We start from the raw sequence: 23,553 nt of genomic DNA, 5'->3' as shown, positions 1-23,553 counted from the left end.
TCATACATCCCTTTCGAGGTCTGTTTCCGTCACGATCAGCAGAACCCGGCTCGTCTCATCAAGCGCGAGCTCGGACGACAGGCCTGGGTTTGCGGCAACGGCCGCAAGGCCAGCGAGACCGGCCGCCCCCGATGGGGTCGTTTCTGGGCCGCCGCGAGCCCGAAGCAATGTCACGGCATCGCCGAGTTCTGCTTCTGACACCGTGACAGCCTGCGCCGCGCCTTGTTGAAGGATTTGCAGCGCCGGTGCGCTGGCTTCGCCGCAGGCCAGCATTCCAGCCGAGGTGGCGAGATCCCCAGACACCCGCTCGGAGTGTCCGTTCAACAGGGCCAAGCCGACACAGGCCGCTTTTTCCGGCTCTACGACGACGACCATGCCAGGATCCGCCAACCACGCTTTCAGGCCGGTCATCATGGCGGCCGCCAAGCCACCAACTCCGGCTTGTACGAACAGATGGGTCGGCCTCAGGTGACCTGTCGCGTGCACGTGCTTTCGGATTTCTGACGCGAGCACGCCGTAACCGGCGAGAACATCACCGACGGCAGGATCGACCGGATCGATGGAGGTGTCCGCTACCAGGATTCCCTCGCCGGCATCGGCCGCAGCCTGCGCCCTGTCGACCGCGTCGTCATAGGTGCCTTCGACCCACACGATCTCAGCGCCTTGAGCCTCGATGCGACGGACCCTCGTGGGTGCGACATCCGCGTATAGGTAAATCCTTGCCCTCCCCCCCGCGAATTTGGCGGCCGCGGCCACTGCAAGTCCATGATTGCCTGCGCTGGCTGTGATCAAGGTAGGCAGCGGCCCTCGGGAACGCCCCTCGGAGAGCAGGCTGGGAAGATCAACGTTGGAAGCCCTGGCAAGGGCGCGCAATCCGGCATAGGTGCCGCCGAGCGACTTGAAGCTCCCAAGAGTGCGGCGACCTTCGTCCTTGACCAGCAGCTGTGCGACGTTGAAGTGAGCCGCTAGGCTGGGCAGGTCGAGCAACGGCGTTTCGGCGTAATGTGGCGACAGGCGCAGCAGTTGCGCTGCGATCTGTTCAGGGTCTTCGCCCGAGATTGTGATCGTGTCCATGCCGGGATACTGCACGAAAACGGATGGGGAGTTGCGCCTATTTCCATCGACCCAGCGCCTGTTTTCGTCATATGCTCCCGCGATGATGACAAATTCCGTTAGCCTAGACCGTTTCGACCACGCCCTGCTCGCGTTGGTTCAGCGCAATAATCAGACGCCGGCTCGCATTCTTGCTGAGCAAGTTGGGCTCTCTGAAAGTGCCGTGCTGCGGCGGTTGAGACAGCTCCGACGGACCGGCGTGATTGCGGCGGATATTGCTGTCGTGCGACCGGCTCTCATTGGCCTGCCGTTGACGGTGCACGTGCTCGTATCGTTGGAACGTGAAAGTGCAGCGGAGCTGGATGCTTTCAACCGCAAAATCCGCAGTCGCTCCGAGGTCCGACAGGCATGGTACGTCACGGGTGAGGCTGACTTTGTTCTGCACCTGCAATTGTCGGGTATGGAGGCTTACGACACCTTCGCACGGGAGGTTTTCCACGATGACCCAAACGTGAAGGCGTTTCGCACCATCGTGGCCATGCGCGAGGTCGTAAGCCAGGTGAATGCTAGAGGTTTGTCGACTTCCGAGTAGCCTCTAGGTTTTTTGAAATTTGTCTCAAACCCGGGCTTGAAGGGCATCGTCATATCTCGACGGCGCGTTTAGGCCGCGAGGCTTCTCAACACCGCCGAAGGCGCGGTTGCTCGGCGAAAAGCAATATTGAACTCTCCGACAAATCCCGCTGGGGTCGTTCCGAACACCGGCGGATCCAGATCGGTTCAGCCGACGTCTGGATCGTTCAAATCCGTCGGATCGGCGCCCCGAGCTGGAGAAAATCCCGTTCCCGACAGGTGAGAATCAGGATCTGCAGAGCGCTTGCGGCCTTGTGCAAAACGAGGTGCATGCGATCGAGACGCTGCTCATCAGTGTTGACGAGGGCATCGTCGAGAATGACCACGGATGGCTGTCCCGATCCTCGGAGGATATCGGCTAGGGCCAGGCGCGTGATGACCGCGGCTTGCTCCCGCGCGCCTATGCTGAGACCTTCGAAGGGTTCATCGACGCCTTTCCGCACGAATTTCTCAATTTCGAGTGTCTCTTCGTTGAGAACGATATCGCTATCGGGCTGAATGAGCTTCAGATAGGGAGCAACCCGCTCTCGCACGGGACCCAGCCAGCGATCCTTGGATTCCTTCTGGGCTTTGGAAAGGGTCTCATAGAGAAGTCGAGCGCCATCGGCTTCTGCCTTTTTGGTTTCGGCCTGGCGCTGTTTGAGAGACAATTCGCCTTCAATTTCGGCAAGTTGTTCGCCGAGGCCGTCGCGGCCGAGCGCTTTGAGCTCGACCTCAAGGTCGCGGACTTCGCGGGAGGTCTTGTCGATATCCAAGCGAATGGATTCCTCAGCGAGTTTGGCCCGCTGGAGGGTCAGGATTGCAGCCTCCGGATCGGCCTCATCAAGGGCCAAGGCTGCTTCGCTTTCGAGAGAAATGGCCGCTCGCAGGGCAATCTGCGCGGCTTCAAAAGCAGCACGCATCTCCTCATCCGACATTTTCTCGCGGGCCGCGTTAAGTTCACCAACTTTGAGGTTCAAATCCTGGGTCGCCGCAGCGACACGTTCGGCTTTGACCGCGACGTCCTGGCTGGCGGTTTCACGATTGGCCCGGTTGCGGGAGGCATTATCTTCGGACGTGGCCTCGACCTTGGCCGCGATATTTTGCTCCTGGCGAGCGAGTTCAAGCATTTCGTCAGTAGCGTCGGTCGGTGAGAGATTGTGGGTCGCGAGCCGCCGGGTAAGGACCCGTTGGGTTTCGACTTCTTGACGGAGCGCTTCGAGACCTTTGGGTGCGCTGGCAGCGATCAGTTTTTTCTGAAGCTCAGCCTCGGCGAGGGCGTCCAGTTTACGCTGAAATTCGGCTTTGGCTTCCGAAACGCTTGCAAGACCCGCCTGCTGAAGGGCTCGCTGCAGAACGTGTTGCGCATCCTGAAGCGATTGAACAAGTTCTGTGACACCACCCCCTGGATGGATTGTCAGACGGCCGAAACCTTCTAGTTCAAGAATTGAATCATCTGCGAGAAGGAGAGGAACGCTTGGGTCACGGGCTGTTCCCTCGATCGAGATTTTCTGGTTGCCGATCGGATGAAAGACAATTTGCACGCTCGCGGCATCGATGCGTGCCTTGAGCCGGTTGCATTCGTCCACGGCCTGCTCGAGCTTGGCGAGCTGCTTCTGGTCAAGCGGCAAGGAATCCGCCGTCGCGAGAGCTTCCCGGCGCTTGGCATCGGCGCTTTCGACTGTGGTGAGCTGCTGTTCGAGACGCGCGAGAATGTCTTCGGCGCGACGGTGATTGATGGCTTGCTCGATCGAGGTGACGCGCCGATCGTTCTGAAGTCGCGCTGCGCGAGCCTGAACCAGTTGATCATTGGCCGCCTTGTCTACGGTTTCAAGTCGGGCAAATGCGGACTTGGCTTCATCGGCTTCGGTCGCCGCTTTGTTGAGAGCCGTACGGGCGGATTCGACCTGCTTGATGAGTTTTTCGCGTGCGTCCAGGCGATCGGATGTCGCCCGTTCCTCGGTCTCAAAGCGCTTGCGCTTTTCAGCGGCTTCGCTGACGGCGGTTTCGAGTTTCTTGGTCCGGGTGATGGTCTGCTGAGCTTTGCTCAATGAGGCGACTGCTGATTCCAGAGAGGCGTCGCGTTCATGTCGAGCAAGAATGTCGCGCTTCTTCGAGAGCAAGGCGATCTTTTCATCATAGGTGGAAAGCCGGGTCTCAACGTCCTCTTTGCGCGCCTTTAGCTCCTCGACCTCCTCGATACGCGCCTTGTAGTCGCCTTTTGGCTTGGGCGTGTCGCGTCTGTCCCAGTAAACATTACGACGGGCCTCGGCGGCGGCCAGAAGGGCCCTGCCCCGCTCGCCTCCGATGACTTGCCCGACCTCGCTCTCAAGGGCTGAGGCAAGGGACTCGCGGCCGGCACCGACGCCAAGAGCGCGGTGGGACGCACCCTGCTCCACCCAAAGCAGACCATAAATACCCTGGTGGTCCTGCGGCTTTGAGGCACCGCGTCCTGGCGGAGTGAAGCCAAAGAGCTGCGCAAGGCGCTCCTCGGCTGGATCGCCGGTATGGCGCTCTCCCGGGCCGATCAATTCGACTTCTGCCTTTTGGCAGAAAGCCTTGCGGAGCTTCCAAGGATGTCCGTCGAGATCGAAATCGACAAGGATTTCGGGTCTGACGGATTGATTATATGGCAACATGGCTGCAGCCGCTTCACCCCCAACCCGATGACGTTCGAAGAGCGCGGCGCGCAGGGCGGCCAGGATCGTCGACTTGCCGGCTTCATTGTCACCGGAAATGACGTTGAGACCGTCCCGAAGGTCGTCGATCACGACATGCTGGATCTTCCGGAAATTGCTGATTTCGATGCGACGGAGATGCATAGGATCAAGCGCCCTTGGCAAAATGGTCGAGATACATCATGCGCAGTGCCATTCGCGCCGCGGAGGATTCAGGATCGCCTGGGTCCGAGGCGCGCAAGCGAAGCCGCTCGACGGCAAGCCGAACGAAGCCGGTATTGTCCAGGGCATCAAGATCGTCAGGTGTGGGTTCGTCGATGAGGCCGCTGTCATCGATTTCGAGATGATGAACCCGAGCCTCCCATTTTTTCAGCTCAAGTTCGAGGCGGCGGCGCTCGGCCAAGCTGATAGCGCCGGTGAGATTGAGGAAAACCACACAGGTCCGATATTCGTTCGAGAGACCCTCAAGGGCCTGAAGAGCGCGTTCGCATGTTCCGTCGATGAGTTCGATGTCGATCCGGATCCAGTAATAGCGGCCGACATTCAGGGTCTCGACCCGTTCCGGGGCGCGAGGCCGGTCGATATCGACGATGAAGATTGACCCCGCATCGTTGGCCTTATGACGATCGGGTTCTGGGGCACCTGAATACCAGGTGCGGGGCGCAATCTTGAGGGCGCCATGCCAATCGCCGAGGGCGAGATAACAGAGCCCGGCCCGTTCGGCTCTGTCCTCGGGGATTTCGTTGGAGGAGTCGGCGTTCCCGGGCAACCGGTTCGCAACGCTTCCATGGGCCAGGCCGATCCGGCAGCTCCCATCTGAGGAGGGCGCTTGGTCAAACCACTCGGTCTGGTCAAGCGATTCACGGCGGCGGCGCAAGGGTGCTGGCAGGACGGTGGCGCGCCCATTCCAACGGTCGATCGGTTCCGGTTTGTCAGCAATGACGATGTTGCTGGGTAACCCCATCGCATGCATTCGGGTCCAAACACTATGGGCGAGTGCTGCATCGTGGTTACCAGGCAGGAAGATCCAGGATCCGGAAAAGGGGGCGAGGGCCTCGATGGTTCGAACGATCGTCCGATCGGAAACCTCATTGCTATCGAAAGCATCACCGGCAACCAGGATAGCATCGACGGCGCGCTCGTTGGCGATCTGAGCGATGCTCTCAACCGTCTTGATGCGTTGAGAACGAAGCTCCGCCCCGGAATCGCCCGCGATGTTGGCGAAAGGCTTTCCGATTTGCCAATCGGCCGTGTGGAGAAAGCGAAACGCCAATTTAGCCCCCTTGATGTCTTTTGCCGTTTGGCACAGGTTTGGCTTCTTGTGATGATTTGGAGGCTAGACGTTACGAAAAGCAAACGCTAGGCGCGCGGTGTTCTGGTTATTCGTCGCATCCTCCACAGCGACCAAAGCATACCTGACGCGGGATGCGGTTTTTTACCGCCCTTGCGAAAACGTCTAGGGGCGGCTATGGTTATAACAATCGTTATGACGCGAAGGAGGGCCACATGTCTACAGTGCTTAAGCTCAAGCTGACGCAAGTAGGAAACTCTGTCGGAACGACCTTTTCCAAAGAAGCACTTGCTCGCCTAAAGGTCGATAAGGGCGATACGCTCTTTCTGACGGAGAGCCCTGATGGCTATCGTCTGACGCCATATGATCCAGAATTCGAAGGCCAGATGGAGGCCGCGCGCCGCATCATGCGGAAGCGCCGCAATGCCCTGAGAGAGCTAGCAAAATAAATGGCTCCGATTTGGGTGGCCAAAGCCACCGTGCTCGCGCTCCATGATGAGCAGATTGCCGAGCATGGTGGCCTTTCCGGTATCAAGGATGAGGGGCTGCTGGAATCCGCTCTGGCTCGTGCGCAGAACCTCTCGGGATACGGCACTCCCAATACCGTTGATCTCGCTGCCGCCTATGGCTTCGGCATCGCCCGGAACCATGCCTTCGTGGATGGCAACAAGCGAACGTCCCTCGTCGTCACGGAACTGTTTCTGGACCTTAACGGCCTCGAGCTGACCGCCACCGACGCCGAAGTCGTCCGCGTCTGGATGGCGTTAGCCGACAGCCGAAGCGACATGACTGAAGCGAAGTTTGCTGAGTGGCTTCGGGCGCATGTTGAAGATCGCCCAACCTGCAGCACACCGAAATCCCGGTAGCGTATGAACTACGCGCATGATTCAGAAGAATCCGGTTTTCTGATGAAATCATGCGGCTTCAAATGCCGAGAGGAGTGAGGTCAGCCTCTGCTCGATCCGTGTCAGAATGGCGTCGTCGATGCCCAGCCGCGCAAAATACCGGACCCGACTGGTTCAGATGGCCAAGCGTTTCGACGCATGATGGCTTGCAGGCCGGATAGCTATCCACCCAATCAGGAGGCATCCCCGGCGACGCCACCGCCTCCGACAGCATACGATCGACGAGCGGCGACGCGACGGATTCCGTGAGGCGTAATCCTGACGGTGTCGTTATCGGCCCCGACAGCGGCCTGTCCTTGCGTGCACCGCAATGGAACAGCACGGCCCCCTCTTGGCGAGATACATTCAAAACCATCAATAGAACAATTCCGACACGGATATTTACGCGGATGGGATCTGTTCGCAGGATGGTCTCAAGGAAGAACAATAACAACTTAGCTTCCTACTAGAGGGCCTTCACGCGTGATCATTCAAAAAATCAAAAGATCAGATCCGGATCCACAGAATCCAGGAGAGAAATTGCTGCATCTCAAGCGGGTGCGACAGCCTCATTACGGGCGTTATCTGGGCGGATTGATCCTGATAGTGTTGATGTTTCTCATCGCGCGTGCTTTTGCCGGGGGGAAGATCGACTGGGAAATTGTCGGCGAATTCCTGACGGCACGCAGTATTCTAAACGGTCTAGTTAAGACGATTATCATGGCCCCTCTGGCCATGGCGGTAGGCGTCGTGCTTGGACTCATTTTTGCGCTGATGCGCATGTCGGAGAACCCGGTCGCTCGCTACTCCGCAATTCTTTACATGTGGATCTTTCGCGGCAGCCCGCAACTCCTGCAGCTCTTTCTTTGGTTCAATCTTGCCCTGATCTTTCCGGTCATTGCGATCCCCTACCTGTTCGAAATCTCGACGGTAACGGTCATGACGCCCTTTGTCGCGACTCTGCTGGGTTTGGGCATCTGCCAAAGCGCCTATACGGCGGAGGTCATTCGGGCCGGTATCCTTTCCGTTGATACAGGGCAGGGAGAAGCAGCTGACGCCCTTGGCATGACACGCCACCAAGCTATGCGCCGCATCATCCTCCCGCAGGCGTTGCGCGGGATCATTCCCCCGGTTGGCAACGAATTCATCGGCATGGTCAAAGCGACATCCTTGGCCAGCGCGATCCAGTTCACGGAAATTCTAAATGCCGCTCAGCGCATCTACTACGTGAACAATTACATCATCGAACTCCTTATCGTTGCGACCTTCTGGTATCTGCTCGTCGTCAGTGCCCTGACTGTCGGACAGTACTTCCTTGAGCGCCGGCTCAGCCGCGGCTTCTCGAGCCGCACGTCTCTCGCTCAACGCAGCATTGAAGGCGGAAAGGCACAACGATGAACGCCCCCAAGATAGTCATTCGCGGGTTGAACAAATATTTCGGCTCTCTCCAGGTCCTTCATAACATCAATCTCGACATCGCAGAGGGCGACATCGTCTGTCTGATTGGTCCTTCCGGCTCAGGAAAAAGCACGCTGCTGCGCTGTGTCAATCAGCTCGAACGTGCCGAGGACGGACTTATCTGGATCGATGGCGTGCCTCAGGGGTGGAAGGAAAAGGCCGGTCGGCTCGTGGAGCTGCCGACGGTCGATGTGGTGCGCCAGCGTGCCAAGATCGGCATGGTGTTCCAACGGTTCAATCTCTTCCCGCATTTCACTGCGCTCGAGAACATTATCGAGGCGCCGATCCGGGTCAAGAAAATCGCCCGGCGCGACGCTGAGGCGCGTGCGCTCGCCCTGCTGGACAAGGTGGGTCTGCGTGACAAGACACATGCATATCCCTCTCAGCTCTCGGGTGGCCAACAGCAGCGCGTGGCGATCGCCAGGGCGCTGGCCATGGAGCCGGATGTCATGCTGTTCGACGAGCCCACCTCCGCGCTCGATCCAGAACTTGTCGCAGAAGTCCTCACCGTCATGCGCTCACTGGCCGAAAGCGGCATGACCATGCTGGTGGTGACGCACGAACTCGGGTTCGCCCGGGAAGTCGCCAACAAAGTGGTGTTCATGGACAAGGGATCAATCGCCGAGCAAGGCGAGCCAGAGGCCGTTCTGTTTGCGCCACGCAACAGTCGCACGAAGGACTTCATCTCGTCCGTACTGAGATGAAAACAGAGAGAGGGAAAAATGAAAAAGATACGTTTGACGACGAGCCTCGCCGCCGGCGCGATTGCTGCAGGCCTGGCAACCCATCCGGCCAATGCCAAGGATCCAATCAAGCTTCCAGAGAAATTCGAGACGAGCAAGACTTGGAATGTCGGTATGGAGACGAACTCTCCGCCAATGGAATACGAAGACATCAAAACCGGCAAGCTGATCGGCTTCAATGTGGAGCTGGTCGAAAGCATCGCGAGCAAGCTTGGTCTCTCGCTCAAGTTTCAGATGATGGATGTGCCGTCCATGAGTCCGGCGCTGGATTCTGGCCGCATCGATATGATCGGCTCGCATTTCAACGACATCCCCGGGCGTCATCGCAAACTCTCGTTCGTCGATTATCTGAGTACGGGCCCGGTCTTCTATACGACCAAGGAAAACGCCGCCGTGTACAAGGATCCGACGCAACTGTGCGGCAAGGCGCTGGGAGCTCCCGAGCACACCACTTACTTCCGTCTGATACAGCAATGGGGCGAGAAGAACTGCCCGGCGGACAATCAGCCGCTGATCCTCGGAACGAAGGGTCTGCCCGATACACAACTCCAGATCCGCCAGGGCCGTCTCGTTGCCGGAGCCATCGGCGCGGAAAAGATCAATTACTGGGCGGACGATCCAAAGAACAATTTCGCTGCCATCGGCAAGCCATTCCACAAGCAACTCTATGGATTTGCGTTCACTCACGAGAATGCCGGTCTGCGAGACGCCGTCAAGGGCGCCCTGGATCAGCTTGTGGCCGATGGTGAGTACAAGAAGATCATCGAAAAATACAAGCTATCCGAGCAAATGCTCGGAGAAATCACAATCGACCAGGGCACGGATTAGTCATCGGCGAAAATCCGCGACTGCATACGAGAGAGTAAGAACGCAATGAACGCAATTCATATATCAGGCGAAAGCTTCGATATTGAGGTCCTCGACAAGTGGGCCCCCAAGACTGTCGCCGCGTTGCGCAAAATCGGTCACCTCGATCTCAACCTCACCCGTTCGCACTGGTGTGGGCCGGCGTTACTCGCCGGCCTCGACCAAGGCCCGGTGCTGGACATCGAGGAGGCCGAGCAGCCAGTCATCTCGCTTTATCCGGGCATCATCTGCCTTCGCCCCATCGAACGACGCAACTCGACTTACCAGACGGATGTTTGGGCGCGGCTTCCCGCGATCTATTCCGCGACGGCTGAAATCGTCGTGGCGTTCGGTCACGCCGAATATCGCAACGCTATTGGGCCGTCCTACGTAACGCCCTTTGCGCGGATCGCCGATTTTGGACCGGACGCCGCGGCTTATCTTGAAAAGATGTCCGATAGGGGCGCAGCAACCGGCTTCTTGACGATGAACGGAGAACGATAATGCAACGTCGGCTTCACTTCAAAATTGGCGACGTTGCCGGATCAGCCATCCTTTACGACGATGCTGCGCCCAAGAACATCGCCGTCTTATGGAATGCACTTCCCATTCATGGCCCATTGCGCCACGCGCGCTGGAGCGGTCAGCAGACCTACATGAAAATCGATCCGCTGGCGCGCCTGTGCGACAGGGTGGAAAACCCCGTTTCTCTTGTCTCCCGCGGTCAGGTGGTCTTTCGGCCTGAACGCGGCATGTTCAGCGTCTGCTATGGGCGGGCGCAGCAGCGAGATCAGCCCCTGCATCATCGGGTCGTCAATGGCTATGGCTCGCTGATCGGTCTTGTCGATGAGAATACAGATGCCCTGCTGGCGGCTTTTGCCGAGACCGATTTCAGGGGCTCCATTCCCATCGAAATCTACCGTGGAGAGTATCCGGAATGATTAAAATCTCGATTGGCGACAAATCCGTCTTTGCTGAACTGTTTGAAAAGCAGTCACCGTTGTCGACGCAGGTCTTCAAGTCGGCGCTGCCGCTGACAACCAAGCTCAGAAGCCACAGCAATTGGTCCGGGCGCTGCAGCACCTTCGACCTTCCGGGCGCCGGTGAACTGACCGCGCTGGAATCGGCGGTTTGCTCTCTCTATCCTGGGTATTTAGCCTTGCGCCCCGATCAGGGTGTCATTGAAATCGGCTATGACGCGGCCGAACTGCGTTCAGAGCTCGGGCGGGAATACGGATCCCTGATCGGTCGCTTGATCGGCGACAGCGTGGATGAATTCCTCGCCTACCTCGATGCCATGCACTACACCGAGGGCGATCAAATCCTGACTATTACCCAAGAGGATTGAAGGCCCACGAGCTGACCGCGTGAGGTCGCGGTCGAACTTCGAACTGGACCCTCAGTGTACCGTGACGGAGGATGACCACTCATCCGGCTTCCTCATCCTGGCGCGGTCATTGCCGCGTCATCCGCGCGCGACAGCCGCGTCCTTCGAGAGCATTAGCATGGTTTCATCGACGCAGGCGAGAAACGCGCGGACCAAGCGGGACATCTTTCGGTTATGACGACGATAGATCGTAATTTTCCTCTCGAACCTCATCTCCGGCAGGTTCACCGCCTGCATGCGGCCGGAGGCCACCCAGCGTTCGGCCAGATGCTCTGGCAGAAAGCCGACGAAATTGCCGGTAAGGATCAGCGTGATCGCCGCTTCCGCCGTATTAACGACAGCGGCGGCGTTCGTGCCACTGAGACAGCGCGCCTCCTTTGGGTCGGAGTAACCCCGTCTAATGACACGTGCGCCGAGCACGTCTTCCAGATGAGGCGTCTCGTTCGCGCACAGGGGATGGTGCGGAACGGCGTAGAGACGATGCTCCTCCGTATAAAGGTTCCGCCCAAAATACAGTTCAGGCTCGTTAAAATCGCCGATGACGACATCGAGGCGCGATTCATTGAGTCTTTGCTCGAGTTGGGGGGGATCGGCATTCATCACGCTCAAACGAACATCGGGCGCCTGTCGTGAAAAACTCGTGATGATCGGTTCAACATAGGGATTTTCATCACATAAGAGACCATCTGCAATGCCAAGCCGGAGTTCCCCTAGCAGGACCTGCTGCAGTGAAGTCGTCTCGTTCTGGAAGGTTTCGATCGAGGCGAACAGCTGTTGCGCTGCGCGGTAGGTTTCCTCGCCTTTCAGCGTGAGGCGGAATCCTGACCGACCTCTATCGCAAAGACGAAAACCTAGACGCCGCTCCAAAGCAGAAATCTGATTGGAGATCGTCGGCTGGCTCACATTGAGAATGGTCTGGGCTTTGGAGAAGCCACCACACTGAACAATGGTCGAGAACACCCTTAGGAGGCGAAGGTCAGTATCTGTCAGCCGCATTTTGAACCGCAAGATAAGGTGATTGCGCTCGATCTCCGAGGCCAATGGACACCGCATGGTCGAGTCGCGATAGCGGAGCCCGGTCGTTCCAGTGTGCAATCTCAAGGTCAGCCGTGCTTCCCCACGTTAGCGAGGACGCAAATCGCCGCACTATCATCAACCGCGCTCCGCAACAACCCATCAAGAGAAAAGAGCCCATGCAGACCCTAGTGCCACGTCCCGCCAATCTAGCCCCGCTCGCACCGGAATTTCCCTGGCCTGACAGCAAGAAAACTGTCCTCTTCACCGGTTTCGATGTTGATGCGGAATCAGTATGGATCGGCATGGACCGGAAGAATACAGACCGTCTCGTTACCATGTCCTACGGCGGCTACGAGGCGCGTGTCGGCGTTCCCAAACTGCTTGAAGTATTGTCGCGACATGAGGTCAAGGCAACCTTCTTCGTGACGGGCTGGACGGTTGAGGCGCATCCGGCCATGTGCGAGGCAATCCTCGCCGATGGTCACGAAATTGGACATCACGGCTATCTTCACCTGCGCCCAGAGCCGGGCAACATGGATGTGATGATTGAAGAAGTCGATCGGGGCCTTGAAGCGCTGAAGCGCGTGCTTGGAGTCACCCCCAGGGGCTATCGCGCTCCTGGAGGAGAGAGTTACACCGAATTGCTGGAGCTGTTGGTCAGTCGCGGCATCCAGTACTCCAGCTCCTGGCGTGACGATATCCGCCCCTATCGGCATGTGTTGCCAGGAGGAGCCGGTCCCATCGAGATTCCGGTCAATTTCAGTTTCGACGATTGGAATTTCGGGATGACCCACCGGACCGGCTCGCGCGCCCTATTCGGACGCGAGGATGTGCTCAACATCTGGAAAGACGAATTCGACCAGACCCGGGAATGGGGTGGCGTCACCACCATGGTCATGCATCCTCAGGTGAGCGGTCGACCGATGCGTATCCGCATCCTGGATCAGTTCCTGACCTATGTGCGTGCTTATGACGATGTCTGGATCGCGACGGGAGCTGAAATCGCCGAGCATTTCGCGACGCATGAAGCTGCGGGTCAAAAGACTTGCGACGTTGAGTGAGGAGACTGGACATATGAGCGCAGAAAAACTAGCCGCCTTGCGGGCCCGTTACGCCGATGCGGCCGGAGGCGATATTGACGATCCTGATTTTAGAAAAGCCGCCAGCCTGCAATTCGCGGAGAGCGATCGCCGCAAATGGCCCTTTGCCGATCCGGCGACTTTTCTTGATGCACCATTCCGGTCGGCGGCTGGAGGAGATGACCTGCATGGTCTCGACATTGCCCTGATCGGCGTGCCGATGGACCTCGGTGTTACCAATCGCGCGGGCTCCCGGCTCGGGCCGCGGGCGGTACGGGCGATCGAGCGTGTCGGCCCTTATCACCATGTCCTGCGCATGACACCGATGGCTGACTGCCGAGTGGCGGATGTCGGCGATGTGCCATTCCGCAGCCGGTTCAGTCTCGAATCCTGCCACCAGGACATCGAAGACTTTTACCGCATGGTGGCTTCGGCTGGAGTTCTGCCGCTGTCAGTCGGTGGCGACCATTCGATCAGCCGTGGCATTCTCGCGGCACTCGGCAAGGACCGTCCAGTCGGCATGATTCATATCGATGCCCATTGCGATACCGGCGGCAACTACGAGGGCTCGAAATTCCACCACGGTGGGCCGTTCAGGCAGGCTGTGCTCGAAGGGACGTTGGATCCCGAACGCACGATCCAGATCGGGATCCGCGGTGGCGCCGACTATTTGTGGGAATTCTCTAAGGTGTCGGGCATGACCGTAATCCATGCCGAAGACGTGCCGCGTCTCGGCATTCCCCGCATCATCGAAGAGGCGCGCAAGATCGTCGGTGATGGACCCACCTACATTTCGTTCGACATCGACAGCCTCGATCCAGGGTTTGCGCCTGGAACAGGCACGCCGGAGATCGGCGGCCTGCAGCCACGCGAAGTTCTCGAACTGCTCAGAGGCCTAAACGGGATCGATATGATCGGTGGCGATGTCGTGGAAGTCGCGCCACAATACGACGCGACGTCCAATACCGCCCAGGCCGGGGCGCAGGTCCTGTTCGAACTGTTGTGTCTCGCCACCACAGCGATCGCCAAGAAAAGAATGTAATCCTCACGGGCGCGTGTTTCGATGCGCGCCCGCCAGGGTCCGGGCTCATTGAGGCTCGGGCGCCTATACTTCGGGCTTGCGACCGGACTGCGGAAAGTGGCAGGCGGCCCAATGGGCGCCGCCGACAGTGTCGAGACGCGGAGGAAGCTGCCCGCACAGAGCCTCGCGGCGTGAACAACGGGGGTGGAATCGGCAGCCTGAGGGGGGGCGGATCGGACTCGGCGTCTCGCCTTCGGGCACTTCCGGCAATCCGCCCACTTCCTCGCTGTCAAGCATCGAGGCCGCGATGAGAGCCTTTGTATACGGATGTGCGGGATTCGAGAACACGACGTCTCGCGAGGCGAGTTCGACGACCTTGCCGAGATACATGACCGCGACTCGGTCGCAGATGTAGCGCACCACGCGCAGATCATGCGAGATCATGATCATCGTCAGGCCAAAGCGCGATTTCAGATCCATCAGGAGATTCAGGATCTGCGCCCGGATCGATGCATCGAGTGCCGAGGTCGGCTCGTCACAGATGAGAAGGCGTGGTTTGAGCAACAGGGCCCGGGCGATGACGACGCGCTGGAGCTGACCACCCGAGCATTCGCTTGGCTTGCGCGGGAGGAAAGTCTCATCGAGGCCGACCTCGTGCAGCATCGCAACAATGGCGGCATTGCGTTCGGCGGGCGTACCGATCCGATGTTGCGATAGGGGCGCCATCAGACTTTGCTCGATGGTCATACGCGGATCGAGCGCCGCATAGGGGTCCTGGAAGACGATCTGAACGTTGCGCCGGAACGATTTTAGCCGGGCACCCGAAAGAGTCGCGAGATCGGTTCCCTCGAAGAGAACGCGTCCGTCGTCGACCGGTGTCAGTTTCAGAATGGCGCGGGCGAGTGTGCTCTTTCCGCAACCGGATTCGCCCACAATGCCGAAGACCTCTCCTGGCATCACGTCAAGCGAAACACCGTCCACGGAGCGAACGAGATCCTGGCGCCCGAGACGGCCGCGGATACGAAAATGCTTAACGAGATCGTCAACGCTCAGCATCGGTGTGGCCGGGCAAGGATTCGCTCTGTGGTTGGCGAGGCTGGTATCAATCATGTTCATTGCATGCCTCCTGCCGTGACTTGCACGCCCCAACAGCGGCTCTGATGACCTGGCGATGCCGATGCAGTTGACAATGATGGTTCCTGCGATCGGCACCGCTCCTCGATCCCGAGGCTCCGGGCCGCCTGACAGCGCGGATGGTAACGGCAGCCGCAGGACAGGCCGCGTGCGGCAGACGCGCTGCCGGGAATTGCGTAGAGTCGGCCGTCTTCCTCCGCTGCCAACAGCGATGAGCGCAGCAGCGCCTGGGTGTAGGGATGTCGGGGCGAGCGCAGAACGGCACGGGTCTCGCCCTCCTCGACGATGCGGCCGGCATACATGACGGCGACACGGTCGGCGATGGCCGAGACGACCATGAGGTCGTGGGTGATAAGCAGGACCGCGAGCGAGGCTTCGTCACGCTTGCGCACGAGAAGCTTCAGGATCTGCGCCTGCACCGTGACGTCGAGTGCTGTTGTCGGCTCGTCCGCGATGAGGATGTCGGGCGAGGCGCTGAGGGCTGCCGCGATCATCACGCGCTGCGCCATGCCGCCCGAAAGTTGATGGGCGTAGGACATGGCGCGCCGCTCGGGCTCCGGAATTCCGACATCGCGCAGTGCCTCGATCACATGAGGCCATGCATCCTTGAGCGAAAGGCCGCGATGAATCTGAAGCGGCTCGGCGATCTGACGGCCGATGGTCGCGGTCGGGTCTAGCATGATCTTCGGCTGCTGGTAGAGCATAGCGATCTCGCGACCGCGTACGGCATTCATGGCGCTGGGCGGTAGTGCGAGAAGGTCGCGGCCATGGACCCGCACCTCGCCGGAGATGATCCCGGCCCCAACGGGTAGAAGCCGCATCGCTGTAAGCGCGGTCATACTTTTCCCGGAGCCGGACTCCCCAACCAACGCGACGATTTCGCCACGGCGGACCGTGAGGTCGAGCGCGTCGATTGCGATGAGGCGGTTACGCGCGAATCCGACGTTGAGATTGCGGATGTCGAGGATTGGCTCAGCGAGCTGCACCGCGCCCACCTCCTTCTTCGCATTGAGGACGATGCTCGTCATCGCATACACTCCAACTTGCGCGCAGCAAAGTAACGCCGTTTCATTTCAAGTAAGGGGACGAAGCGTTCTCGTCTCTTCCCCTGTTGCGCTCGAGTTCGATGCCTTTGCCGATCAGCGTCACGCTGAGCGCTGTGATGAAGACCGCGAGGCCGGGCGTGATCATCAGCCAGGGCATGCGATCCATAAAATTGCGCGCATCTGCAAGCATGGCGCCCCAATCGCTATTCGGCGGCTGCACGCCGAGACCGAGAAATGACAGAGCACCCACGGTGATCAGTTTGTGGCCGAAGCGCAAAAAGGAAATCGCGAAGATCGGTCCCAGTGTGTTGGGAATGATGTGTCTGAAGATGATAAACCACCGCGAGCAGCCCAACGCTTCCGCCGCCTCGATGTATTCCTTCGTATTAACCTCGAGTGTGAGGCCGCGCATGAGCCGGGCGAAGGGTGTCCAGCCGGTGATGGTGAGCGCAACGATGAGCGTGCCGTAACCGGGGCCGAAGACCGAGATCAGGAAAAGCGCGATCACGACATCCGGGAAGGCGACGAGCAGATCGACGAGGCGCATCAGCAGTTCGTCTGCCGCGCCGCCTGCCCGCGCGCTGATCGCGCCAATAATGGTGCCGACGACTGCACACAGGATGAGCGTAATTGCTGCCATGGCCACTGAGAAGCGGCCACCGTAGAGAACGCGTGTGAACACATCGCGACCAAGCTGATCAGTGCCGAACCAATGGGCCGCGCTCGGCGAGGCAAGCCGCTTCAAGATATTCTGCGAGGATGGATCGAACGGGGCGATCCATGGCGTGACGAGGAGCGTAAGCGCGATCGTTGAGAAGATGGCCGCGCCGATAAGCAGCATCCAGTGCACGCGGAAGATCCGCGTTGAGATGAGGGTCCAGGAGCGGATACCGCGGCGGGGATTCGCTGCGCGAATGTGGCCGAGGTCGGCGTCAAGCCTTGTCATGGGTGAGCCTCACCGATGGATTGAGGAGCGCGTAGCCGATATCGGTGATCGTGTTGATCAGGGCAGCGAGCGCGACGATAAAAACGATGCTGGCCTGGATGAGCGGCGCGTCGTTGTTGAGGACGGCGTCGTAGAGGAGCCACCCCATTCCCGGGATGCCGAAGATGACCTCGACCACAACGGAGCCGCCGAGAAGGCTGGTCAACCAAAGCGAGAACATCGTGATGACCGGGAGCATGCCGTTGCGCAGACCGTGCCGCACCAGCGTTTGGCTCGCTGTGAGGCCCCGTCCGCGGGCAGCGCCAATATACGGTGCGCGCAGCACCTCCACCATTGCGGACCGGGAGACCTGTGTGAAATAGGCGATGGGGCGAAGCGACAGGACGACAACGGGAAGGATCGTCGAGTTGAAATCGCGCCAACCCGCAGAGGGCAGCCACCCCATATGGATAGAGAAGAAGAGGACGAGAAGCGGGCCGGCCCAATATTCCGGAATTGCGATGAGCGTCTGGGTAAATACGGTCACCGCGTTATCAAACATACGGGCGGGACGCATTGCCGCGATGGTGCCGAGGGGCACTGCAATAACCATGGCGAGGATGAGGGCCGAGATCGCGAGAAGCGACGTCACCTTGAGGGCCTGGACGAACATGACATCGACGGCTGTGCGGGTCGCGAAGGAATATCCGAAATCAAGGTGGAGCGCTCGCCAGAGCCAGCCAAGATATTGCGCAATGAGGGAGCGGTTGAGCCCGAGTTCGGCCCGTAGCGCCTCGATCGCCGCGGGGTCAAGCGCATCATCGACAGTTCTCGCGCGCAGGATCGCCCGAGCAGGATCGTCACTGCCGACATAGGGAACGAGGAAGGCAAGGATAGAAACGATGAGTAGCGTGATAAGGACGATCACGAACTTCTTGGCGACGAAAACGTTCATAACGATCGCATCCATTCTCTCCTGGAGGGACCGACGGCGATGTGCCGTCACACTTAGGGATCCATCCCCTCGCTGTATTCACGCCCGGCTCATAGGCCGGATCGTTGATCGCGCGGCGGATCGCAGGCCCCGCCGCGCGTCCTACGATCATTCGAGGTCAAGTTCCTCGGTGACGAGGTAGTAGCCTAGTTGATCGAGATCGAAATTGCGAACGCGTTGACTCATGCCGTCGATCTGCTGCTCGTGCACGAGGTAGACCGCCACTGCCTTGGCTTGGAGTTCCTCAGCGATGGCGCGGTAGCGCTTGTTACGTTCGGCATCATCCTTGATCGCCATGGCATCCTTGATGTCTTTGTCGATCTTGGGGTCGCAAACCTTGCCAAGATTGTAGCTGCCGTCGCAGGAGTAATCCGCGATGAGATAGCCCGATGGATCGGACATGTCGGTAACGGCGCTGCGTGACAGGAGACCGGTATCGAATGTTCCTGCGCGGAAATTCGGCTCGATAGCGGGCCAGTTGGCGACCTTCACGTCGGCATTGACGCCGATCTTCTTGAGTTGAGCCTGAATCACGGTCGCGAGGACGGGGAGCTCTGCGCGATCGGTGTAGGCCATCAACTCGAGCTTGAGCTTCGCGGGATCTACACCCGCCTCTTTAAGCAGCGTCTTCGCTTTCTCAGGATCGTAGGGGATCGCCCTCTCGTCGCCATAACTCCAGGGCTGGCCAGGACCGAATGGTCCGATAGCCGGTGTGGCGAAACCTTCGAACACGCCCATAGCGATCTCGTCGCGATTAATCGCGTACTGCAGTGCCTGCCGCACTCGGACATCCTTGTAAGGTTCGCGGCTGTTGTTGACCACGAGCTTCGTCGTGCGCGGCAGTGTCGTAGTGACGACCCGAAGATTCTTATTGCTCTTCAATGTCTGTGCATTGGCGGCGGGAATGCCCATCACGAGGTGCGCCTCGCCGCTTCTGAGTTGTGCAACGCGCGTACCGCCATCACTGATAAAGCGGAAGTCGATCGAGGTGAGCTTTGCCTTATTGCCCCAATAATTGTCGTTGCGCACGAGTTGCAGCGATTGCTTGGGGTTTTCTTTTGCGATGGTGAACGGCCCAGTGCATGTGCCGATGATATTGATACCGTCAGGGCGATAGGCCGCTTGAGACAGAATGCCCGTACTTGGCCCAGCGAGACGATAAGGGAGCAACTGCACGGCTGTGGGAGTTGAGATGCGCAGTGTCATCGAATCGACGATGGTAATGCTCGAAATTTCAGCTGGCGTGAAACCGCGTGGCGGCGTTGTCGCCTTCAAGACATGATTGAGGCTTGCGGCGACCGCCTCGGCGTTGAGGCTCGTCCCGTCCTGGAACTTCACGTTAGGACGGATCTTGAAGTCCCAGCTGTTGTCGTCAATCTGCGTCCAGGATTCCGCAAGCGATGGCGCAAGGCGCCCGTCCTTCGCGTATTTGGTGAGCGTCTCAAGGCAGCCCGCACGCATTAGGACATAGGTGTCGGCGGTCTCCATCGCATAAGCCGAGGCGGGCAACCGGTAATGCACCACGACCATGTCTTTTGGTCCGGCATTCGCCGCCTGCGGCATCGCGAGGGTGATCGGCCACGCTACGGCGCAAGCCAGCCATAAACTTGATCGTGACATGTTTATCTCCCTTGTTGTTTGTCGTGTTCCCAGCGTTTTTGTTTTATGCGCTTGCGGCGGCCGGCTGAGTGTTGCCGAACCGTGCGACGCGGAAGGTCCGCAGCTCATCGCATTCGGTGTCATCCACCACCTCACGCGCAACCAACTCCCCGACCCAGAGGCATTGCGTTACGCCGCTGTGCATGACAGCCGAATAGAAGTTCGTCGTACGATCCATGAAGCCGATCACCGGCTTACGGTCGATCGGGATTGGCCGCATCCCGATCCGAGAAGCTTCGGCCGTGACGCCCTTCATGCCCGGGAAGACTGCGGCAGCACGTTCCAGAAGTGGGGTCGCCGCCGCAAGGTCAAAGATGTAGCGGCCATTCGCGTCGCGCCCGACCTTGTCATCGAGACCGTCGTGCTTGTTGATCTCGCGGTCGATGCCGTGATTGTGCAGGCAGAAGCGGCCGCCACCGTCTGCGCGGAGGCTTAGACCCGGAGCGTGGATGACACGCCTGACATTCACCGCACAGGGCGCTGTGTAGACCTGTACGCCGACCTGCTCTTGAAGGAGCGGGATCGAGAATCCGGCAAGAGCGGCGACGTCGTTCGCAACCGGGCCGCCGCAATTGACGACGACATCGGCCTCGAGAGACGTACCGTCCGAGAGACGCACATGTGTTATGCGCGCGCCGTCAAATGTGAAGCCGGTAACCTCAACCGGGACGACGACCCGCGCACCGTCCGCCCGCGCATCGGCGAGAAGCCGAGCAACGAGAACCGGCGCATCGATCCAACCTTCCTGCGGATAGAAGACGATATGTGCGCCACTCAGCACAGTGGGGTCAATCTCGGGCTCAAGGTGCATCAATTCGTCGGCCGTGATCCAACGACCATCATAGCCGAAGCTCTGCATCTCTTTGAGGACCTGGCTCTGCGCCTCGGTCTCCTTCCCGCTCATGGTCCATTCGACATTGCCACCCGGATAGTACCAGGGCGCCGAGTTGTGCCAGGCTGCGTATTCAGCGTGCATGCGCATGCCCTGCACGTTCATGTCGATATATTCCCGAGGATATTTCTGAAGTGCATTCAGCCACGCGAAGGAAGCGCTCGATGTGCCCGAGCCCAAGCGGTCGCGGCTGATGACAGTGACATCCGCGCCGCGTCGTGCGGCCGCAGCAGCAACGGCCGCCCCGACTACGCCAGCACCGATAACGACGATTTTCTCACCCATAGACGCATTCACCCATAATTTGGAAAGCTTGTGAAAATTTGACAGTCGCAAGTTTATAAATGGGCGGTTCATAGTATAGTATGTTTTTACTGCCGTTCTATTAAATTGAAATCAGCAAACCTTACTATGTGGCAAGGTTGGCTCATCTGGCGAGTTTATTTAAAACGCTATTTCCTTACCAGAGGTGGCTGTTTCGTATTGAAACCTTACGGCATTCGAGGTTCGTGACCGGGAAAGTACACCAAGAGTGCAGGGTAAAGTTGCGGCGACATGCGATAATTGTCTATACAAAATATCTGTCATGGGGTAATTTTCGTTCCATCGAAGTCGTCAAGACTTCATCCGTCCCGCTCCATCTCGAAATCCTCCGCGCGACCGAGAGACACGTCATCTCAGGCAAGCTCAAATCGGGGCACGAACTCCCCGACGAGCACAAATTAGCCGAGCGCTACGACTTCTCTCGCATGACTGCAAAGAAAGCATTGTCGAGATGTTCCGGAGCCCTGTGCAACGACCGTCCCCGTGCGGAGTGACACATGCCCGCCTTCCCCATGACACTTCCGGCGCTCGCCGCTGTGAGCTATAGCGCGGCGCTTGCCGTGTTCATGCTCGACCCGATGCTCGCACGCATCGTGTCAGATCTCGATGCCGACGCGGATCGGGCTTTCCTCGTCACAACCGCTTTCGCCCTACCCTATGCGCTCGCGCAGCCCTTCATCGGCGCCCTTGCTGACCAACTTGGGCGCGTGAAGGTCATGCTCACGAGCCTCGCAGCGGCGGTCATCGCGACTGCACTCGGTGCGGCGGCGCCGTCGCTCGACATGCTGATTGTTTCGCGCTTTGCCGCCGGTTTCTTCACGGCGGGCGCGTCGACGCTCTGCTTTGCGGTCGCGGGGGATCTCCTCTCGGAGACAAAGCGGCAGATCGGCTTCAGCCGGATCAGCGCTGCCGGTGTGGGAGGTTCGCTTTCCGGCGCAATCGCTTCGGGTCTCGTCGCGGATCTTCTGCATTGGCGCGCCGCAATTCTCATTGTTGCGGCGGCTGGTGCGCTGTCGCTCGCCGGAGCCTTCCTTGTGCTGCAAAGCCAATGGAGCGTTCCGCCCCGTCGTTTCGTCTTGAAGGAGGCCGCGACGGCCTTTGGATCGCTCTTTCGGATCGCGGGACTGCGCTGGTGCTTCGCAGCGCAGATGGTTGCGACGGGCCTCATGATGGGTCTGTTCCCGCACATAGCATTTCTCGTTGCTTCCACGGGTGATAACCGGGCCTTCGTTGTGAGCACGATCCTCGCTGGTTTCATGGTAGGCAGCATCCTCTACGGCCTGGCTGCCGGGCTCATCCTTGGTTCTCTCGGCCGTGTAGGGGCCATGCGTTGTGGCGGCGTCCTCGTCGCAGCGGCGCTCGTCGCGTTCGGCGCACCGCCCGATCCGGCTCTTCACTTTTCAGTTCTCGTAGCGGCGGGTATCGGTTACCGCGCCCTCCAGAACCCGCTCCACACTTTCGCGGCAGAGGTTGCGCCGGCCCTGCGCGGGTCGGCGCTCGCGCTTTATGCGATGTTCTCCGTTCTCGGCCAGTCGATCGCACCGCTCGCGTATGCGCGCGGCTTCGCCGTTATCGGTACGATGGAGACGCTCATCATCGCGTCAACTCTCTTCGCGGCGCTCGCGCTCCTGGCGTCGCGCCTCCTGCGACCATCTCAGCCCAGCGCCTGACTCACGAGACCGTAATTGCGCCACGGCGATGCCGTCAGCGGCGCACGCGGCGGCCGCGACATCGTCGTCACCGCGCTCACGCGCGGCAGTCCTATACTTTCAAGAAAGGTGCCGAAGGCGGGAACGTCAGCCTGGATATCGAGGCGAAGGAAATCAGCGACATCCGATCCCAGTGCGCAGACGAGGCGGATCGCATCCTCGTCGGAGGCGGCATGGACAGGGCCGATCACCGTGCCGCGTCCGGCTTCGCGCCGCATCGCGAAACCTTTCATCTCGCCGGCTCGATGCAAGCCCACGCCACGGCCCGCCCCGAGTAACGCGGCCATGAGATCGTGGCGTGGCGCGCCGAAAGCAGCCTCATCGACCGCAGTAATCCGAGCGAGTTGCGCTTCGTCAATCTCGACGAGCACCGATCCATCATCCGGCATCGTGGGAAGGTGGGACGGGTCGAAGTGTCCCTGATGCTGGCACAGGCCACCCGACTCCTCGAATCCAAGCCCGAGATAAAGCGGCAGTCCGGCCTCCGTTGCGTTGAGCTGCATAGTGCGCCCATCCGCATCGTTGAGCGCCGCATCCATCAAGCGGCGTCCTAAGCCCTGACGTTGCGCGCGCGGCGACACGATCACCATGCCGATGGTTCCGAAGGCATCACCATAGGGCCACCAGAAGGCGGTACCGACGAGACACCCTTCGCTTACGGCGGCAAAACCGCGCCCGACCTCTGCAAGGAGCATCCAATCCGTCAGGCGGTGCGGCCAACTCACTTCGCCGCTGAGGCGATGAGCTGCCACGACGTCGTCGGGACGGAACCGTCTGATCGTCGCACGTTGCTGTGCCATGTCC

At 59.5% G+C, this 23,553-nt stretch carries 25 protein-coding genes; 13 read left to right on the top strand and 12 right to left on the bottom strand.

The features are described 5' to 3' along the window. A complete protein-coding gene (locus I2H38_RS18425) occupies positions 1-1,074 on the bottom strand; it encodes a pyridoxal-phosphate dependent enzyme (protein ID WP_196273340.1) in 1,074 nt (357 codons plus the stop codon). A gap of 82 nt (positions 1,075-1,156) precedes the next feature. Between I2H38_RS18425 and I2H38_RS18420 the strand changes: the two genes are divergently transcribed. Beyond that, a complete protein-coding gene (locus I2H38_RS18420; RefSeq protein ID WP_229426795.1) occupies positions 1,157-1,645 on the top strand; it encodes an Lrp/AsnC family transcriptional regulator in 489 nt (162 codons plus the stop codon). A gap of 205 nt (positions 1,646-1,850) precedes the next feature. Here I2H38_RS18420 and I2H38_RS18415 read toward each other — a convergent pair whose 3' ends face one another. Beyond that, positions 1,851-4,484 (bottom strand): AAA family ATPase, encoded by a 2,634-nt coding sequence (locus I2H38_RS18415; RefSeq protein ID WP_196273339.1) that lies wholly within the window; start codon positions 4,482-4,484, stop codon positions 1,851-1,853. Between the two features lie 4 nt (positions 4,485-4,488). Continuing rightward, positions 4,489-5,613, bottom strand: coding sequence for a metallophosphoesterase family protein (locus I2H38_RS18410; protein ID WP_196273338.1), 1,125 nt, complete (start codon positions 5,611-5,613; stop codon positions 4,489-4,491). A gap of 233 nt (positions 5,614-5,846) precedes the next feature. Between I2H38_RS18410 and I2H38_RS18405 the strand changes: the two genes are divergently transcribed. Then, the gene (locus I2H38_RS18405) at positions 5,847-6,080 is read left to right on the top strand and encodes an AbrB/MazE/SpoVT family DNA-binding domain-containing protein (protein ID WP_196273337.1); all 234 of its coding nucleotides are present in this window, start codon (positions 5,847-5,849) and stop codon (positions 6,078-6,080) included. After that, positions 6,081-6,497, top strand: a complete 417-nt coding sequence (locus tag I2H38_RS18400; RefSeq protein WP_196273336.1) for a type II toxin-antitoxin system death-on-curing family toxin — start codon at positions 6,081-6,083, stop codon at positions 6,495-6,497. 58 nt (positions 6,498-6,555) lie between these two features. On the opposite strand, the gene I2H38_RS18395 is transcribed toward I2H38_RS18400, so the two are convergent. Beyond that, on the bottom strand, positions 6,556-6,969 hold the full coding sequence (locus tag I2H38_RS18395; protein WP_196273335.1) for a hypothetical protein: 414 nt from the start codon (positions 6,967-6,969) through the stop codon (positions 6,556-6,558). 35 nt (positions 6,970-7,004) lie between these two features. On the opposite strand from I2H38_RS18395, the gene I2H38_RS18390 reads away from it, so the two are divergent. The 6 genes from I2H38_RS18390 to I2H38_RS18365 are packed head-to-tail and all read left to right on the top strand — an operon-like array spanning position 7,005 to position 10,910. Beyond that, positions 7,005-7,913: an amino acid ABC transporter permease gene (locus tag I2H38_RS18390; protein ID WP_324617439.1), complete on the top strand. Its 909-nt coding sequence runs from the start codon at positions 7,005-7,007 to the stop codon at positions 7,911-7,913. Next, positions 7,910-8,677, top strand: coding sequence for an amino acid ABC transporter ATP-binding protein (locus I2H38_RS18385; RefSeq protein ID WP_196273334.1), 768 nt, complete (start codon positions 7,910-7,912; stop codon positions 8,675-8,677). The genes I2H38_RS18390 and I2H38_RS18385 overlap by 4 nt, the downstream gene beginning before the upstream one ends. Before the next feature lie 18 nt (positions 8,678-8,695). Next, positions 8,696-9,544 (top strand): transporter substrate-binding domain-containing protein, encoded by an 849-nt coding sequence (locus tag I2H38_RS18380; protein WP_196273333.1) that lies wholly within the window; start codon positions 8,696-8,698, stop codon positions 9,542-9,544. A 45-nt stretch (positions 9,545-9,589) separates the two neighbouring features. Next, positions 9,590-10,066 carry a hypothetical protein gene (locus tag I2H38_RS18375; protein ID WP_196273332.1) on the top strand — a complete coding sequence of 159 codons (477 nt, stop codon included), beginning with the start codon at positions 9,590-9,592 and terminating at the stop codon, positions 10,064-10,066. Continuing rightward, entirely contained in the window at positions 10,066-10,503 is a 438-nt protein-coding gene (locus I2H38_RS18370) for a DUF3830 family protein (protein ID WP_196273331.1), read from the top strand. Before I2H38_RS18375 ends, I2H38_RS18370 begins: the two co-directional genes overlap by 1 nt. Then, a complete protein-coding gene (locus tag I2H38_RS18365; RefSeq protein WP_196273330.1) occupies positions 10,500-10,910 on the top strand; it encodes a hypothetical protein in 411 nt (136 codons plus the stop codon). Before I2H38_RS18370 ends, I2H38_RS18365 begins: the two co-directional genes overlap by 4 nt. A 117-nt stretch (positions 10,911-11,027) precedes the next feature. Here I2H38_RS18365 and I2H38_RS18360 read toward each other — a convergent pair whose 3' ends face one another. After that, positions 11,028-11,990: a LysR family transcriptional regulator gene (locus tag I2H38_RS18360; protein WP_196273329.1), complete on the bottom strand. Its 963-nt coding sequence runs from the start codon at positions 11,988-11,990 to the stop codon at positions 11,028-11,030. Between the two features lie 152 nt (positions 11,991-12,142). Between I2H38_RS18360 and I2H38_RS18355 the strand changes: the two genes are divergently transcribed. Further along, positions 12,143-13,027: a polysaccharide deacetylase family protein gene (locus tag I2H38_RS18355; RefSeq protein WP_196273387.1), complete on the top strand. Its 885-nt coding sequence runs from the start codon at positions 12,143-12,145 to the stop codon at positions 13,025-13,027. A gap of 13 nt (positions 13,028-13,040) precedes the next feature. After that, positions 13,041-14,087, top strand: coding sequence for an agmatinase (speB, locus tag I2H38_RS18350; protein ID WP_196273328.1), 1,047 nt, complete (start codon positions 13,041-13,043; stop codon positions 14,085-14,087). Between the two features lie 63 nt (positions 14,088-14,150). On the opposite strand, the gene I2H38_RS18345 is transcribed toward speB, so the two are convergent. From I2H38_RS18345 to I2H38_RS18320, 6 genes are all read right to left on the bottom strand, one after another. Further along, entirely contained in the window at positions 14,151-15,176 is a 1,026-nt protein-coding gene (locus I2H38_RS18345) for an ABC transporter ATP-binding protein (protein WP_196273386.1), read from the bottom strand. 2 nt (positions 15,177-15,178) lie between these two features. Beyond that, a complete protein-coding gene (locus tag I2H38_RS18340) occupies positions 15,179-16,228 on the bottom strand; it encodes an ABC transporter ATP-binding protein (protein WP_196273327.1) in 1,050 nt (349 codons plus the stop codon). Positions 16,229-16,268: 40 nt separating this feature from the next. After that, entirely contained in the window at positions 16,269-17,192 is a 924-nt protein-coding gene (locus tag I2H38_RS18335) for an ABC transporter permease (RefSeq protein WP_196273326.1), read from the bottom strand. Then, entirely contained in the window at positions 17,179-18,126 is a 948-nt protein-coding gene (locus tag I2H38_RS18330; protein ID WP_196273385.1) for an ABC transporter permease, read from the bottom strand. The genes I2H38_RS18335 and I2H38_RS18330 overlap by 14 nt, the downstream gene beginning before the upstream one ends. 147 nt (positions 18,127-18,273) lie before the next feature. Further along, complete coding sequence (locus I2H38_RS18325; protein WP_196273325.1) at positions 18,274-19,785, bottom strand: ABC transporter substrate-binding protein; 1,512 nt, start codon at positions 19,783-19,785, stop codon at positions 18,274-18,276. Positions 19,786-19,828: 43 nt separating this feature from the next. Next, on the bottom strand, positions 19,829-21,001 hold the full coding sequence (locus I2H38_RS18320) for an NAD(P)/FAD-dependent oxidoreductase (protein WP_196273324.1): 1,173 nt from the start codon (positions 20,999-21,001) through the stop codon (positions 19,829-19,831). Positions 21,002-21,129: 128 nt separating this feature from the next. Here I2H38_RS18320 and I2H38_RS21540 point away from each other — a divergent pair, with 128 nt between their 5' ends. Both I2H38_RS21540 and I2H38_RS18310 read left to right on the top strand, forming a co-directional pair. Then, positions 21,130-21,534 carry a GntR family transcriptional regulator gene (locus I2H38_RS21540; protein WP_407664107.1) on the top strand — a complete coding sequence of 135 codons (405 nt, stop codon included), beginning with the start codon at positions 21,130-21,132 and terminating at the stop codon, positions 21,532-21,534. 3 nt (positions 21,535-21,537) lie between these two features. After that, positions 21,538-22,710: an MFS transporter gene (locus I2H38_RS18310; protein WP_196273322.1), complete on the top strand. Its 1,173-nt coding sequence runs from the start codon at positions 21,538-21,540 to the stop codon at positions 22,708-22,710. On the opposite strand, the gene I2H38_RS18305 is transcribed toward I2H38_RS18310, so the two are convergent. Then, complete coding sequence (locus I2H38_RS18305) at positions 22,695-23,549, bottom strand: GNAT family N-acetyltransferase (RefSeq protein ID WP_196273321.1); 855 nt, start codon at positions 23,547-23,549, stop codon at positions 22,695-22,697. The genes I2H38_RS18310 and I2H38_RS18305 overlap by 16 nt on opposite strands. Positions 23,550-23,553 lie beyond the last annotated feature (4 nt).

This window comes from Microvirga alba (assembly GCF_015694465.1).
Taxonomy (GTDB): Bacteria; Pseudomonadota; Alphaproteobacteria; order Rhizobiales; family Beijerinckiaceae; genus Microvirga; species Microvirga alba.
The sequence above is the reverse complement of the archived record's forward strand: the minus strand, read 5'-3'. Positions and strand labels throughout refer to the sequence as shown.

Coding starts and splice junctions, on each gene's coding strand:
- I2H38_RS18425 (WP_196273340.1), bottom strand. CDS start 1,074: ATGGACACGATCACAATCTCGGGCGAAGACCCTGAACAGATCGCAGCG.
- I2H38_RS18420 (WP_229426795.1), top strand. CDS start 1,157: ATGATGACAAATTCCGTTAGCCTAGACCGTTTCGACCACGCCCTGCTC.
- I2H38_RS18415 (WP_196273339.1), bottom strand. CDS start 4,484: ATGCATCTCCGTCGCATCGAAATCAGCAATTTCCGGAAGATCCAGCAT.
- I2H38_RS18405 (WP_196273337.1), top strand. CDS start 5,847: ATGTCTACAGTGCTTAAGCTCAAGCTGACGCAAGTAGGAAACTCTGTC.
- I2H38_RS18400 (WP_196273336.1), top strand. CDS start 6,081: ATGGCTCCGATTTGGGTGGCCAAAGCCACCGTGCTCGCGCTCCATGAT.
- I2H38_RS18385 (WP_196273334.1), top strand. CDS start 7,910: ATGAACGCCCCCAAGATAGTCATTCGCGGGTTGAACAAATATTTCGGC.
- I2H38_RS18380 (WP_196273333.1), top strand. CDS start 8,696: ATGAAAAAGATACGTTTGACGACGAGCCTCGCCGCCGGCGCGATTGCT.
- I2H38_RS18375 (WP_196273332.1), top strand. CDS start 9,590: ATGAACGCAATTCATATATCAGGCGAAAGCTTCGATATTGAGGTCCTC.
- I2H38_RS18370 (WP_196273331.1), top strand. CDS start 10,066: ATGCAACGTCGGCTTCACTTCAAAATTGGCGACGTTGCCGGATCAGCC.
- I2H38_RS18365 (WP_196273330.1), top strand. CDS start 10,500: ATGATTAAAATCTCGATTGGCGACAAATCCGTCTTTGCTGAACTGTTT.
- I2H38_RS18355 (WP_196273387.1), top strand. CDS start 12,143: ATGCAGACCCTAGTGCCACGTCCCGCCAATCTAGCCCCGCTCGCACCG.
- speB (WP_196273328.1), top strand. CDS start 13,041: ATGAGCGCAGAAAAACTAGCCGCCTTGCGGGCCCGTTACGCCGATGCG.
- I2H38_RS18345 (WP_196273386.1), bottom strand. CDS start 15,176: ATGATTGATACCAGCCTCGCCAACCACAGAGCGAATCCTTGCCCGGCC.
- I2H38_RS18340 (WP_196273327.1), bottom strand. CDS start 16,228: ATGACGAGCATCGTCCTCAATGCGAAGAAGGAGGTGGGCGCGGTGCAG.
- I2H38_RS18335 (WP_196273326.1), bottom strand. CDS start 17,192: ATGACAAGGCTTGACGCCGACCTCGGCCACATTCGCGCAGCGAATCCC.
- I2H38_RS18330 (WP_196273385.1), bottom strand. CDS start 18,126: ATGAACGTTTTCGTCGCCAAGAAGTTCGTGATCGTCCTTATCACGCTA.
- I2H38_RS18325 (WP_196273325.1), bottom strand. CDS start 19,785: ATGTCACGATCAAGTTTATGGCTGGCTTGCGCCGTAGCGTGGCCGATC.
- I2H38_RS18320 (WP_196273324.1), bottom strand. CDS start 21,001: ATGGGTGAGAAAATCGTCGTTATCGGTGCTGGCGTAGTCGGGGCGGCC.
- I2H38_RS18310 (WP_196273322.1), top strand. CDS start 21,538: ATGCCCGCCTTCCCCATGACACTTCCGGCGCTCGCCGCTGTGAGCTAT.
- I2H38_RS18305 (WP_196273321.1), bottom strand. CDS start 23,549: ATGGCACAGCAACGTGCGACGATCAGACGGTTCCGTCCCGACGACGTC.